The 12,064-nt window shown below is 71.7% G+C and carries 11 protein-coding genes and 1 tRNA gene; 6 read left to right on the forward strand and 6 right to left on the reverse strand.

Annotation, left to right across the window (positions count from 1 at the left end):
* Positions 1–60: 60 nt before the first annotated feature.
* Complete coding sequence (gene orn / locus E3Z34_RS04110) at positions 61–624, reverse strand: oligoribonuclease (protein ID WP_238695447.1); 564 nt, start codon at positions 622–624, stop codon at positions 61–63.
* A gap of 80 nt (positions 625–704) precedes the next feature.
* On the opposite strand from orn, the gene E3Z34_RS04115 reads away from it, so the two are divergent.
* Entirely contained in the window at positions 705–1,907 is a 1,203-nt protein-coding gene (locus tag E3Z34_RS04115; RefSeq protein WP_134772578.1) for a PrsW family intramembrane metalloprotease, read from the forward strand.
* 36 nt (positions 1,908–1,943) lie between these two features.
* Here E3Z34_RS04115 and cysM read toward each other — a convergent pair whose 3' ends face one another.
* The 3 genes from cysM to E3Z34_RS04130 all read right to left on the reverse strand — a co-directional run bounded on the left by cysM (position 1,944) and on the right by E3Z34_RS04130 (position 3,564).
* Complete coding sequence (gene cysM / locus E3Z34_RS04120) at positions 1,944–2,858, reverse strand: cysteine synthase CysM (protein WP_238695342.1); 915 nt, start codon at positions 2,856–2,858, stop codon at positions 1,944–1,946.
* 138 nt (positions 2,859–2,996) lie between these two features.
* Positions 2,997–3,383 (reverse strand): VOC family protein, encoded by a 387-nt coding sequence (locus tag E3Z34_RS19670; protein ID WP_134772579.1) that lies wholly within the window; start codon positions 3,381–3,383, stop codon positions 2,997–2,999.
* 105 nt (positions 3,384–3,488) lie between these two features.
* Positions 3,489–3,564 (reverse strand) — tRNA-Arg (locus E3Z34_RS04130).
* A 45-nt stretch (positions 3,565–3,609) separates the two neighbouring features.
* On the opposite strand from E3Z34_RS04130, the gene tyrA reads away from it, so the two are divergent.
* Genes tyrA through E3Z34_RS04145 form a run of 3 tightly spaced genes read left to right on the forward strand, consistent with a single transcriptional unit; the run spans position 3,610 to position 8,175 of the window.
* Positions 3,610–4,767, forward strand: coding sequence for a bifunctional chorismate mutase/prephenate dehydrogenase (gene tyrA / locus E3Z34_RS04135; protein ID WP_134772580.1), 1,158 nt, complete (start codon positions 3,610–3,612; stop codon positions 4,765–4,767).
* Positions 4,768–4,825: 58 nt separating this feature from the next.
* Positions 4,826–6,532, forward strand: a complete 1,707-nt coding sequence (locus E3Z34_RS04140) for a dynamin family protein (RefSeq protein ID WP_202977017.1) — start codon at positions 4,826–4,828, stop codon at positions 6,530–6,532.
* The gene (locus E3Z34_RS04145; RefSeq protein WP_134772581.1) at positions 6,529–8,175 is read left to right on the forward strand and encodes a YfjP family GTPase; all 1,647 of its coding nucleotides are present in this window, start codon (positions 6,529–6,531) and stop codon (positions 8,173–8,175) included. Before E3Z34_RS04140 ends, E3Z34_RS04145 begins: the two co-directional genes overlap by 4 nt.
* Positions 8,176–8,387: 212 nt before the next feature.
* Here E3Z34_RS04145 and E3Z34_RS04150 read toward each other — a convergent pair whose 3' ends face one another.
* Positions 8,388–8,927 carry a single-stranded DNA-binding protein gene (locus E3Z34_RS04150; RefSeq protein ID WP_158288595.1) on the reverse strand — a complete coding sequence of 180 codons (540 nt, stop codon included), beginning with the start codon at positions 8,925–8,927 and terminating at the stop codon, positions 8,388–8,390.
* Positions 8,928–9,190: 263 nt separating this feature from the next.
* Here E3Z34_RS04150 and ettA point away from each other — a divergent pair, with 263 nt between their 5' ends.
* The gene (ettA, locus tag E3Z34_RS04155; RefSeq protein ID WP_134772583.1) at positions 9,191–10,873 is read left to right on the forward strand and encodes an energy-dependent translational throttle protein EttA; all 1,683 of its coding nucleotides are present in this window, start codon (positions 9,191–9,193) and stop codon (positions 10,871–10,873) included.
* 8 nt (positions 10,874–10,881) lie between these two features.
* Positions 10,882–11,811, forward strand: a complete 930-nt coding sequence (locus E3Z34_RS04160; protein WP_134772584.1) for a pseudouridine synthase — start codon at positions 10,882–10,884, stop codon at positions 11,809–11,811.
* Here E3Z34_RS04160 and E3Z34_RS04165 read toward each other — a convergent pair.
* Positions 11,808–12,002 (reverse strand): hypothetical protein, encoded by a 195-nt coding sequence (locus tag E3Z34_RS04165; protein WP_134772585.1) that lies wholly within the window; start codon positions 12,000–12,002, stop codon positions 11,808–11,810. The two genes, E3Z34_RS04160 and E3Z34_RS04165, sit on opposite strands and share 4 nt — an antisense overlap.
* Positions 12,003–12,064: the final 62 nt, after the last annotated feature.

Genomic DNA, 12,064 nt, shown 5'->3' on the forward strand with positions numbered 1-12,064 from the left:
GGGCGGTCGGCGACGCGGACCATCGTACCTGCTCGGGGCCGATGCTCCGAACCGCCGGGCTCAGGTCGAGGTGTGCCGCGCCGCGATCTCCCGCAGGCTGGCGCTGTCCAGACCGGGGGCGTCCTTGAAGATCGCCTCGCGGTAGTAGCGCAGCTCGGCGATGCTGTCCCGGATGTCCCCGAGGGCGCGGTGACCGCCGGTCTTCTTCGGCGCGGCGAAGTAGGCACGGGGGTACCACCGCCGGGCGAGCTCCTTGACCGAGGACACGTCGACGATCCGGTAGTGCAGGTGGGTGTCCAGCTCGGGCATGTCCCGGGCGAGGAAGGCCCGGTCGGTGCTGACGGTGTTGCCGCCGAGGGGGGCCTTGCGCTCGGTGGGCACGTGCTCGCGCACGTAGGCCATCACCTGGGTCTGCGCCTCCTCCAGGCTGATGCCGCCCGCGAGCAGCGGCAGGAGGCCGGACTCTGTGTGCATGGCGGTGACGAACTCACCCATCTGGTCCAGCGCTTCCTGCGGAGGCCGGATGACCAGGTCGACACCCTCGCCGAGGACGTTCAGCTCGGAGTCGGTGACCAGGCAGGCCACCTCCACCAGGGCGTCCGCCTCCAGGTCCAGGCCCGTCATCTCGCAGTCGATCCACACGATCCGCTCACCAGTCACGGACCCCAGCCTAGGCACTCGACTCGCGCGATACCCTCGCGACCATGCCCGCACCGCCCACACCGCCGCCGTCGGTGACGCCCGTCGACCCCTCCGGCGACTGGCACCAGGTGATGACCTTCCAGCCCCAGGCCCCCGTCCCGGCCAACGCTACCCGGCGTCCGGTGCTCCGCGGGTTGCTGGCCTGGAGCGCCGTCATCGTCGTCTTCGGCCTGGCCGGGCTGGTGATGGCACTGCTCGTCACCGACGCGGTCGGGCCACGGGCGGCGGCCCTCGCCCTGGCGAGCTCCGCGCTCGCCCTGGGGATCGTCATACCCCTCTTCCTGTGGGTGGACCGCCTCGAGGCCGAGCCGGCCCGCCTGCTCTGGTTCGCCTTCCTGTGGGGGGCGCTCATCTCCACCCTCGGTGCCCTGGTGCTCAACGAGCTGGGGGTCGCCTTCTTCGCCGGGCTGCACGTCGATCCCATGGTGCTGGGGGCGGTCGTCGTCGCACCGCTGACCGAGGAGGCGACCAAGGGGCTGGGCGTCCTGCTCATCTTCTGGCTCGCCCGCCGGGAGTTCAACGGCGTCACCGACGGCATCGTCTACGCCGGCATCGTGGCGGCCGGCTTCGCCTTCCTCGAGAACGTCCTCTACCTCGGGACGATGTATGTCGAGTCCGGCACCCCGGGTCTCATCGGGATCTTCATCATGCGGTGCCTGGTGAGCCCGTTCGCCCACCCCATGTTCACGATCTGCATCGGCCTGGCGCTCGGCCTGGTGGCGCACCGCCGGCGCTGGAGCTCGGCGTGGATCGTCGTCCTGGGGTTCGCCGCCGCGGTCTTCCTGCACGCCTTGTGGAACTACAGCGCGGTCGCCGGTGGGGAGGGCTTCCTGGTCCTCTTCGTCGTCGTGCAGATCCCGCTGTTCGTCGGCTTCCTCCTGCTGCTGCGGTGGAGCCGTCGCCGGGAGTCTCGCATCCTGCGCGACACCCTCACCGGGTACGGGCTGAACGGCTGGTACACCCCGGCCGAGGTGGCGATGCTCGCCGACCCGGGGGAGCGGCGCCGGGCCCGGGCCTGGGCCAGGTCGGTCGGGGGCCGCGCCGCGGAGCGCGCGATGCGGGCCTTCCAGGACGAGAGCGGGGAGCTGGCGATGGTGCGCAAGCACCTCGCGCACGGCGGTCCAGAGCCGGAGTGGCTCCGCCGCGAGCAGCGGCTGCTGGGGACGATCACCGCCCACCGGAAGGTGTTCGTCCCCGGCCTGTGAGCCGCCCTCCTCGCCGGCGGGCGGCTCGGAGCCTGCTCAGGCGGGGAACACGCCGCTGGAGAGGTAGCGGTCGCCGCGGTCGCAGACGACGAAGACGATCGTCGCCCCCTCGAGACCTTGGGCCACCTGGAGGGCGGTCCAGCACGCGCCACCGGCGGAGACACCGCCGAAGATGCCCTCCTCGCGGGCCAGCCGGCGGGCTGTCTCCTCGGCGTCGGGCTGGGTGACCTGCACGGTCCGGTCCACCGCAGACGGGTCGAAGATCGTCGGCACGTACTCCGGTGGCCAGGCCCGGATGCCGGGGATCTTCGCGCCTTCCGCGGGCTGTGCCCCGACGATCTGGACACCGGGGTTGCGCGACTTCAGGAAGCGTGAGACCCCGGTGATCGTGCCGGTGGTGCCCATCGCGGAGACGAAGTGCGTGATCCGTCCGTCGGTCTGGCGCCACAGCTCGGGGCCCGTGCCGCGCTCGTGGGCGCGGGGGTTGTCCGGGTTGCCAAACTGGTCCAGGACCCGCCCTCTTCCCTCGCGCTCCATCCTCGTCACGACGTCGCGGGCCTCCTCCATCCCGCCCTCAGCAGAGGTGAGGACCAGCTCGGCTCCATACGCCCTCATCGTCCGGATCCGCTCGGTGGAGGCGTTCTCCGGCATCACGACGATGAGCGGGTAGCCGCTGATGGCCGCCGCCATCGCCAGGCCGATCCCCGTGTTGCCTGACGTCGCCTCCAGCAGGGTGTCGCCGGGGGAGATCTCCCCTCGCTCCTCGGCGCCCCGGATCATGCTGATCGCCGGCCGGTCCTTCACGGAGCCGGCCGGGTTGTTGCCCTCGAGCTTGGCGAGCAGCACGTTGCCGCTGCGTTCGTTGTCCGGCCCCGGAAGGCGCTGCAGACGCACCAGCGGGGTGCCCCCGATGACGTCCTCCATCGTGGGGTACGGCTGCGGATCGCTCACCCGCCGGAGTCTACGACCGTGCTCACCGACGGACTGCCGCCGCCTCGGCAACGCCGTCCAGCAGAAGCCCTTCTGCTCCGTGCGCCAGCAGCCGCGAGCGGCGAACGCGCTGTGCCCCTGTTCCGGGTCCCCCAGCAGTCACAGGCCGAAGGCGATGGGATGCTTCGGCTCGTAGAGGAGGATCTTCCCCGCGGCCGGGACGGCAGGTGGATGCCCAGTCCGAAGCCCATGTTCTCGGGCTCCGTCGAAGTGGGCACCGAGTAGTGCCAATTCCTCCATCGTGCTGAGGAGGTCGTCACACATCAACGCGATCTGTTGATGACCCTCTGGTGCCCACGTCTCACCCGCTGGCCCACGCGTGGGGTGAACCCCCAACTCGCTCGGCCCGGTCCTGAAGATCAGCCACTCGTCTGGCTCGTCAGTCTGACCCTCGGTGACGCACGGCCACCGCAGCACCTCCTTGAAGAATTTCCGCGTCGCCGCGGGGTCACTGGAGTAGATCAAGGTGTGGATGGCACTGAGCATGCTCAACGGGGATCGAGACGGGTGGACGTCTGCACTTGATCCCACCGTCCAGGGAACGTCCTCTCCGTCGGCAAGGCACCTCGTTGCGGTCAAGCAGCGTTTCGATGGCGCCCCCGGCAGGACTCGAACCTGCAACCGTCGGATTAGAAGGCCGATGCTCTATCCATTGAGCTACGGGGGCCGGCGGTCAGAGTCTAGGTGAGCGGTGCAACTAGGATCGGTGACCATGACCGGAGCGAGCGCGGAGCCCTCGGGCGGCCCCGAGGGACCCCTGGCCGCGCTGCGCGCCCAGATCGACGAGGTGGACGGGCAGCTCCTGGACCTCCTGGCCCGGCGGCTGGAGCTCGTCGCCGAGGTCGGGGAGGTCAAGGGCCGCCACGGGCTGCCGATCTACGCCCCGGACCGTGAGCGGTCGATGATCGAGGCCAAGCGAGCGATGGCTGGGGAGCGCGGCCTGTCGCCGGACCTGGTGGAGGACGTCCTGCGCCGTCTCATGCGCGAGTCCTACACCCACGAGAAGAACATGGGCTTCACCCGGCAGGCTCCCGACCTGGGGCCGGTCGTCATCGTCGGGGGAGGGGGCCGGATGGGTCGCCTCTTCGGTCGGATGCTCACCCTGTCGGGGTATGCCGTGCGCGTGGTCGAGCGGGCGGACACCCCCGAGCAGGTCGCGGAGGCCGTCGCGGACGCGGGGATGGTGCTGGTGTCGGTGCCGATCCACGACACGGTCGGGGTGATCAGCGGCCTGCCGCCGCTGCCGGAGGACTGCCTGCTGGTGGACCTCACCTCGACCAAGCGGGCCGCCATGGCGGCCATGCTCGAGGCCCACCCCGGCCCGGTGCTCGGACTGCACCCCATGTTCGGTCCGGACGTCGACAGCTTCGCCAAGCAGGTCGTCGCCTACGTCCCCGGCCGTTTCCCCGAGCGCAGCGGCTGGCTGCTGGAGCAGATCCGGCTGTGGGGTGCCCGCATGCACGCCGTCGAGGCCGACGAGCACGACCACGCCATGGGCCTCATCCAGGCCCTGCGGCACTTCTCGACCTTCGCCTACGGGTGGCACCTGGCCCACGAGGACCGTGACCTGGACACCCTGCTGGCGCTGTCCTCGCCGATCTACCGGTTGGAGCTGGTCATGGTGGGCCGCCTGTTCGCCCAGGACCCGGAGCTCTACTTCGACATCATCACGGGGTCCTCCGACGCGGTCGAGCTGGTGGAGCGCTACCACGAGCGGTACGGCGAGGTGATCGCGCTGCTGCGCGAAGGGGACCGGGAGGGTTTCGTGCGCCGCTTCGGCGAGGTCGGCGCCTGGTTCGGCGAGCACGCCGACCGCTTCCTCACCGAGTCGCGGATCCTGCTGGCCCACGCGGACTCGACCCGGCAGTAGCCCACGCACCCGGCGGTTCGCTTTGGCCTCAGCCTCCGCCCGGGGGAGACTGTCGAGCGTGACCGTCACCTCCGCCGACCCTGCTGCGCTGCTGTCCGCCGTCGAGCGGCTCCACGCCGGTGCGGGTGCGCTCCAGCTGCCGCTCGAGCTGGACGGAGCCGCCGAGGCGCGCACCGCCCGGCGAGAGCTGGTCCAGCAGCTGGACGACTACGTGCTGCCCCGGCTGCGTTCTCTCGACGCACCCCTGCTGACGGTCGTCGGGGGGTCCACGGGTGCGGGGAAGTCGACCCTCGTCAACTCGGTCGTGGGCGCGGAGGTCACCCGGCCCGGCCTCATCCGGCCCACCACCCGGGCGTCGGTCCTGGTCCACCACGAGAGCGACACCCGCTGGTTCACGGACAAGCGGGTCCTGCCCGAGCTGGCGCGGGTCGCCGGGGCGGATACCGCCGGCGACGACCCGGGGTCGGTGCGCCTCGTCACCTCCGACGCGCTCCCCGCGGGCCTGGCGCTGCTGGACGCCCCGGACATCGACTCCGTCGTGCAGGCCAACCGCCAGCTGTCCAAGCAGTTGCTGTCCGCCGCGGACCTGTGGCTCTTCGTCACCACGGCGGCCCGCTACGCCGACGCCGTCCCGTGGGACCTGCTGCGGGAGGCCTCGGAGCGGGGCACGTCGGTGGCAATCGTCCTCAACCGCGTGCCACCGGAGGCGATGGAGCAGGTGCGCGTGCACCTCGCCGGCATGCTGCGCGACCAGGACCTCGGCAAGGCTCCCATCTTCACCGTGCCCGAGGTCGACCTGCAGGACGGGCTCATCCCGGACCGGAACATCGAGCGGCTCCGGGGGTGGCTGACCTCGCTGGCCAGCGACGCCCGGGCCCGCTCCGTGGTCATCCGGCGTACCCTCTCGGGCACCCTCGGCTCCCTCGGGCAGCGGGCCGGAGCCCTGACCGAGGTCGGCCGGGAGCAGCTGGCCGCCCTCCACCGGCTGCAGGAGGCACCCCGGGACGCGTATGCCGACGCCCTCGCCTCCGTCTCGGACGGGGTCCAGGACGGGTCGCTGCTGCGCGGGGAGGTGCTGGCCCGCTGGCAGGAGCTCATCGGCACCGGTGAGTTCCTCCGGTCGATCGAGGCCGGCATCGGGCGCGTGCGCGACCGGGTCTCCTCGTGGTTCACCGGCCGGGAGATCTCCTCCGAGCCCCTGGGGGACGCGCTCCAGTCCGGAGCCGCGGCCCTCATCGCCTCCCACGGGCAGGTCGCGGCCAGCACCGCCGCCCGGGCATGGAAGCAGGCGCCCGGCGGCGCTCCCCTCGTCGAGGCGCACCCCGAGCTGGCCAAGGCCACCCCCGGCTTCGTCGAGGACGTCGAGCGGCTCATCCGTGACTGGCAGCGCGACATCCTCGAGATGGTCAAGGAGGAGGCCGGCAGCCGACGGACGACCGCCCGCTACCTCGCCTTCGGCGTCAACGGCCTGGCCGTGCTGCTCATGATCGTGGTCTTCAGCATGACGGCCGGGCTGACGGGCAGCGAGATCGCCATCGCCGGTGGGTCCGCGGTGCTCGCGCAGCGGCTGCTGGAGGCCGTCTTCGGTGACCAGGCGGTGCGGGACATGGCTCGGAAGGCCAGGCAGACCCTCCTGACCAGGGTCGAGACGCTCTACGAGCAGGAGCGGTCGCGCTACGACCGCGCCCTGGAGGAGGTGGCGGTGCCCGAGCAGGCGATCCGCGAGGTGGACGAGGCGCGCGCGCAGGTGGAGGCCACCCGATGAAGCTGCGCAGGGGCCGCGGCCACGAGACGGCCGGTCTGCCGCTCACCGACCGCGCGGGGAAGCTCGCGTCGGCCCTCGACGTGGGTGGCGAGCAGCTCGACCCCTCGGCGGCCGCGCAGGCGCGGGGGGTCGTGCAACGGGTCCAGGAACGGTGGGCGATCAAGGGCAGCCGCACCGTGGTGGCGCTCGCCGGTGCCACGGGCTCGGGCAAGTCGAGCCTGTTCAACGCCCTCGTGGGGGAGGACGTGTCGGCGATCAGCCCCCGACGGCCCACCACCGCGGAGGCCGGTGCCGCGGTGTGGGGGGAGGAGGACGCCTCCGAGCTCCTCGACTGGCTGGGCATCGCGAACCGGCACCACGTCACGGCCACGGCGGACAACGTCGGCCTGGACGGCCTGGTCCTCGTGGACCTGCCCGACTTCGACTCCCGCGAGGTGCGGCACCGGGTGGAGGCAGACCGCATCCTGGAGCGCGCCGACGTCTTCGTCTGGGTCGTCGACCCGCAGAAGTACGCCGATGCCCGCATCCACGACGAGTACCTCCGGCCGCTGCGCCACCACGAGACCGTCATGCTGCTCGTCCTCAACCAGGTCGACCGGATCCGGCAGGAGGGTGGCGTGGACCAGATCCGTGAGGACCTGCGCCGCCTCGTGCGCGAGGACGGCGCGGGGGACCACGAGGTCCTGGCGACCTCGGCTCGGCTGGGCACCGGTGTCGAGGAGCTGCGGGCCCGGATCGGAGAGGTCGTCGCGGCCCGGAACGCCGTCGAGGCCCGCCTCGTCGGCGACGTGCGCACCAGCGCGGAGACCGTGGCGGAGGGGGTCGGGGAGAGTACGCCGGCCTTCGACGACGACGCCCACGGCCAGCTCCACCAGGCGCTGAAGGTCGCCTCGGGCGTCCCCGTCGTCCTCGACGCCGTGCAGCGGCACTACCTGCGGCAGGCAGCGGCCCAGACGGGTTGGCCGTTGACCCGCTGGCTCTCCGGCCTGCGGCCCGATCCGCTCCGGCGGCTCCGGCTGGGCGACGACACCCCCGGGCCGACGGGCATCGCCCCCTCGGACGTCCGCGCGGTTCTCGGGCGCTCCTCCCTCCCCGCCCCCACCCCGGCCGCCCGGGCCAACGTCCAGCTGGCCACCCGTCAGCTGGGGGAGCACGCCGGCCGCGACCTGCCGCCGCGGTGGTCCGAGGCCGTGCTGGAGGCGGCCAGCCCACGGGAGGACAACCTCGCCGACGCGCTCGACCAGGCCATCGTGGGGATCTCGCTGCGGGACCGTCGGCCCTTCTGGTGGTCCGTCCTGGGCGTGCTGCAGATCGTGCTCGCCGTGGTCGCCGGGGTCGGCCTGCTGTGGCTGGCCACCCTGGCCGTCCTCGGCTGGCTGCAGGTCCTGGTGGACGCCCCCTTCTGGGGGCCCGTGCCCGTCCCGCTCGCCCTCCTCGTCGGCGGGCTCCTCGCCGGGCTCCTCCTGGCCCTCGTCGGGAAGGTGGCGGCCCGCGTCGGGGCCCAGCGGCGGCGGGCGCACACGGAGGAGGTCCTCGACGACGCTATCGAGGAGGTCTCCTACCGGCACCTCCGTCGTCCCGTCATGGCGGTGCTGGACCGGCACGAGAAGACCCGGCAGCTGCTGATCGACGCGGCGTCCTAATCGGCTGAGCTGCCGCCACCCGGGATTGACGAGGGGGCCGCCGACCCGACGCCCCTCCCACACCGACCGGCCGCGGCGCGTGGTTGCCCCCGGACCCACCGGCCGCGCCGCGTGGTTGCCTGCGCACCGACCGGCCGCGAGGCGGCATACCTCAGGACAGCAGTGCGGGACGGTTGACGGAAGATCCGTCCCCCGTCCCGCCGCGACCCAGCTCAGGCCGGCTGCTTCAGCAGACGCTCGGCGTCCTCCTCGCTCACCACCCCGTCCTCGTCCGCGAGAAGCTCGCCGTCCTCTGCCTCGTAGCCCGCGTCGGGGGCGGCCGCGGGCCCGCCCTCTGACGGGGGCGGGGGCGCGGAGTCGTACTCGTCCTCGCTCGTCGGATAGGTGTGCGACCCCTTCGTGTAGCTCGTGATGCCCCAGGACAGATCGACCCCGACGCTGTCCGCGAAGATGCAGGGTCGGGCTCCCTTCATCGCGTCGGTGGTCCACTCGTGTATGCGGAACCGACCGTGGGCGACCACCGGCATGCCGACGTCCAGCGAGAAGTGCGCGTTGGCCCCGAGGCTGCCGCGGCAGATGATGTCGTAGTAGGTGACGCCGTCGTCCACCCACTGACCCGCGTTGCCGTCGAAGCGACGGTTGTTGACGGCGATCGGGATGACGGTGAACGGGCGACCGTCGACCTTGCGGTGCTTGATCTCCGGGGTCCGGGTCACGTTGCCCGCAACCGTGACGTTGGTCTCTCTCAGCATGATTCCCCTCCTGATTCGGCCCGTCCAGCGACGGGCGGTAGCACCACGGTGGACCGACAGCAGCCGTGCCACCATGGGTGATCGCCGGTCGGTGGACAACCAGGGGGACGCACGAGTGGGTGTGGAGACCGCGCTCGGGCAACCACATGACGCGCTCGGTGGGGGTGGGGGCAACCACATGACGCGCTCGGTGGGGGTGGGGACCGAGGTGGGTGCCCGTCGGGATTCGTGGGCCACGCGGCTCCCCGACTACCCTGGGAGGCATGGCCGAATTCATCTACACCATGACGCGCGCCCGCAAGGCGGTCGGCGACAAGGTGATCCTCGACGACGTCACGATGTCCTTCTACCCCGGCGCCAAGATCGGCGTCGTGGGGCCCAACGGCGCCGGCAAGTCGACCATCCTCAAGATCATGGCCGGCATGGACCAGCCGTCCAACGGTGAGGCCCGGCTCACCCCCGGCTACAGCGTGGGGATCCTCCTGCAGGAGCCCCCGCTCAACGAGGACAAGACGGTCCTGGGCAACGTCGAGGAGGGCGTCGGCGAGATCAAGACCAAGCTCGACCGCTACAACGAGATCTCCGAGCTGATGGCCGACCCCGACGCGGACTTCGACGCCCTCATGGCCGAGATGGGCCAGCTCCAGGAGGAGATCGACCACGCCGACGCGTGGGACCTCGACGCCCAGCTCGAGCAGGCGATGGACGCCCTGCGCTGCCCGCCGCCGGACGCCGACGTCACCGTGCTCTCCGGCGGTGAGCGCCGCCGCGTCGCCCTGTGCAAGCTGCTGCTGTCCAAGCCGGACCTGCTGCTGCTCGACGAGCCGACCAACCACCTCGACGCCGAGTCCGTCCAGTGGCTCGAGCAGCACCTCGCCAGTTACCCCGGGGCCGTCCTGGCGGTCACCCACGACCGGTACTTCCTGGACAACGTCGCCCAGTGGATCGCCGAGGTGGACCGCGGCCACCTCTACCCCTACGAGGGCAACTACTCCACCTACCTGGAGAAGAAGCGCGAGCGCCTGGCGATCGCCGGCAAGAAGGACGCCAAGCTGGCCAAGCGGCTGGAGACCGAGCTCGCCTGGGTGCGCTCGAACCCCAAGGCCAAGCAGACCAAGAGCAAGGCCCGCCTGGCGCGGTACGAGGAGATGGCGGCCGAGGCCGACAAGACCCGCAAGCTGGACTTCGAGGAGATCCAGATCCCGCCGGGGCCCCGGCTGGGCAGCCAGGTCATCGAGGTCAAGGACCTGAAGAAGGGCTTCGGGGACCGGGTCCTCATCGACGGCCTCTCCTTCACCCTGCCCCGCAACGGCATCGTCGGCGTCATCGGCCCGAACGGTGTCGGCAAGACGACGCTGTTCAAGACCATCGTCGGCCTGGAGGAGGCGGACGGCGGCACCGTCAAGGTCGGTGACACCGTCAAGATGTCCTACGTCGACCAGTCCCGCGAGAACATCGCCCCCGAGAAGTCGCTGTGGGAGGTCGTCTCCGACGGGCTGGACTTCATCCAGGTCGGCCAGGTCGAGATCCCGTCCCGCGCCTACGTCAGCCAGTTCGGCTTCAAGGGGCCGGACCAGCAGAAGAAGGCCGGGGTGCTCTCCGGCGGGGAGCGCAACCGCCTCAACCTGGCGCTCACCCTGAAGGAGGGCGGCAACCTGCTGCTCCTGGACGAGCCGACCAACGACCTGGACGTCGAGACGCTCGGGTCCCTGGAGAACGCGCTGGAGTCCTTCCCCGGCTGCGCCGTCGTCATCAGCCACGACCGGTGGTTCCTCGACCGGGTCGCCACGCACATCCTCGCCTACGAGGGTGACGAGCAGGACCCGGCGAAGTGGTACTGGTTCGAGGGCAACTTCGGCGCCTACGAGGAGAACAAGGTCGAGCGGCTCGGTGCCGAGGCGGCCCGTCCGCACCGCGTCACCTACCGCAAGCTGACCCGCGACTGACGCGAGGTATGCCGCGCCGCCGCCGGCCCGAGCCACCGCTGCCACCGCGCGACGGGCTCGGGCCGGCGCGCGTCCGGATGCCGGTGCACGTCGAGCACCCCACCGTGGTGTCCTTCCTCGCCGCCCTCACCGGCGACGAGGAAGGGGTGCGCCGCCGGCTGGCGGCGGGGGAGATCGTCCTGGCCGACGGGACCCCGGTGGGGGAGGGCACCCCCTACCGCCCGGGGGGCACGGCATACCTCTATCGAGACCTGCCGGAGGAGGTGCCGGTGCCGGGGGAGCTGCTCGTCCTGCTGCGGGACGACGACACCGGGCTGCTGGCCGTCGACAAGCCCCCTTTCCTGGCCACCACCCCCCGGGGCGGTCACGTGGCCCAGACCGCTCTGGTGCGGCTGCGTCGGGCCCTGGACCTGCCTGAGCTGACCCCGGTCCACCGCCTGGACCGGCTGACCAGCGGCGTCCTGCTGCTGACCACCCGGGCGGCCGCGCGCCGTCCCTACCAGGTGCTGGTGCAGACGGGCGGCCTGCGGAAGACCTACGAGGCGCTCGCCCCGCTGCCCGAGGGTCGTGACCTCCCGCTCCTCGTCCACGACCGCCTGGTCAAGACGAGGGGCGAGCTGCAGGCCCGCGTGGTCCCCGGCCCCCCGAACGCCCGGACCCTCGTGGAGCTGCTCGACGTCGTCGAGCCGGGCGTCGGACGCTACCGCCTCACCCCGACCACCGGGCAGACGCACCAGCTGAGGGTGCACCTCGCCGGTCTCGGGATACCCATCCTCGGTGACCCGCTCTACCCCGTCGTGAGCGACGTGGCCCCGGGCGACTTCAGCAACCCCCTGCAGCTTCTCGCGGCGGAGGTCTGCCTCACCGACCCGTTGAGCGGGCGGGAGCGGCGCATCACCAGCGCCCGCACCCTGCCGATCGGACCCCCGACCGGCTAGCCCTTGCGGCCCCGGAACATCCCCAGGAGCGGGGACCCCGCCCCGAGCAGGAACCCGAAGTCGTACCAGTTCCCCACCCGGTCCACGTCGTAGACGGGGAAGCGCTCCCAGGCGCCGAAGACGTGGGCGATGAGGACGAACCACGCCGTGATCCCGTTCCACACGCCCCACAACAGGTCCTGCCACCACATACTCGCACCTCTCCGTCGTGTCCGACTCCACCGTATGCGGTGCGGACGGGGACGCGGGAAGG

The sequence above is a fragment of the Ornithinimicrobium flavum genome (assembly GCF_004526345.1).
GTDB lineage: Bacteria > Actinomycetota > Actinomycetes > Actinomycetales > Dermatophilaceae > Ornithinicoccus > Ornithinicoccus flavus.

Coding starts and splice junctions, on each gene's coding strand:
- orn (WP_238695447.1), bottom strand. CDS start 624: ATGACGGGCCTGGACCTGGAGGCGGACGCCCTGGTGGAGGTGGCCTGC.
- E3Z34_RS04160 (WP_134772584.1), top strand. CDS start 10,882: ATGCCGCGCCGCCGCCGGCCCGAGCCACCGCTGCCACCGCGCGACGGG.
- tyrA (WP_134772580.1), top strand. CDS start 3,610: ATGACCGGAGCGAGCGCGGAGCCCTCGGGCGGCCCCGAGGGACCCCTG.
- E3Z34_RS04150 (WP_158288595.1), bottom strand. CDS start 8,927: ATGCTGAGAGAGACCAACGTCACGGTTGCGGGCAACGTGACCCGGACC.
- E3Z34_RS04115 (WP_134772578.1), top strand. CDS start 705: ATGCCCGCACCGCCCACACCGCCGCCGTCGGTGACGCCCGTCGACCCC.
- E3Z34_RS04165 (WP_134772585.1), bottom strand. CDS start 12,002: ATGTGGTGGCAGGACCTGTTGTGGGGCGTGTGGAACGGGATCACGGCG.
- E3Z34_RS04145 (WP_134772581.1), top strand. CDS start 6,529: ATGAAGCTGCGCAGGGGCCGCGGCCACGAGACGGCCGGTCTGCCGCTC.
- ettA (WP_134772583.1), top strand. CDS start 9,191: ATGGCCGAATTCATCTACACCATGACGCGCGCCCGCAAGGCGGTCGGC.
- E3Z34_RS19670 (WP_134772579.1), bottom strand. CDS start 3,383: ATGCTCAGTGCCATCCACACCTTGATCTACTCCAGTGACCCCGCGGCG.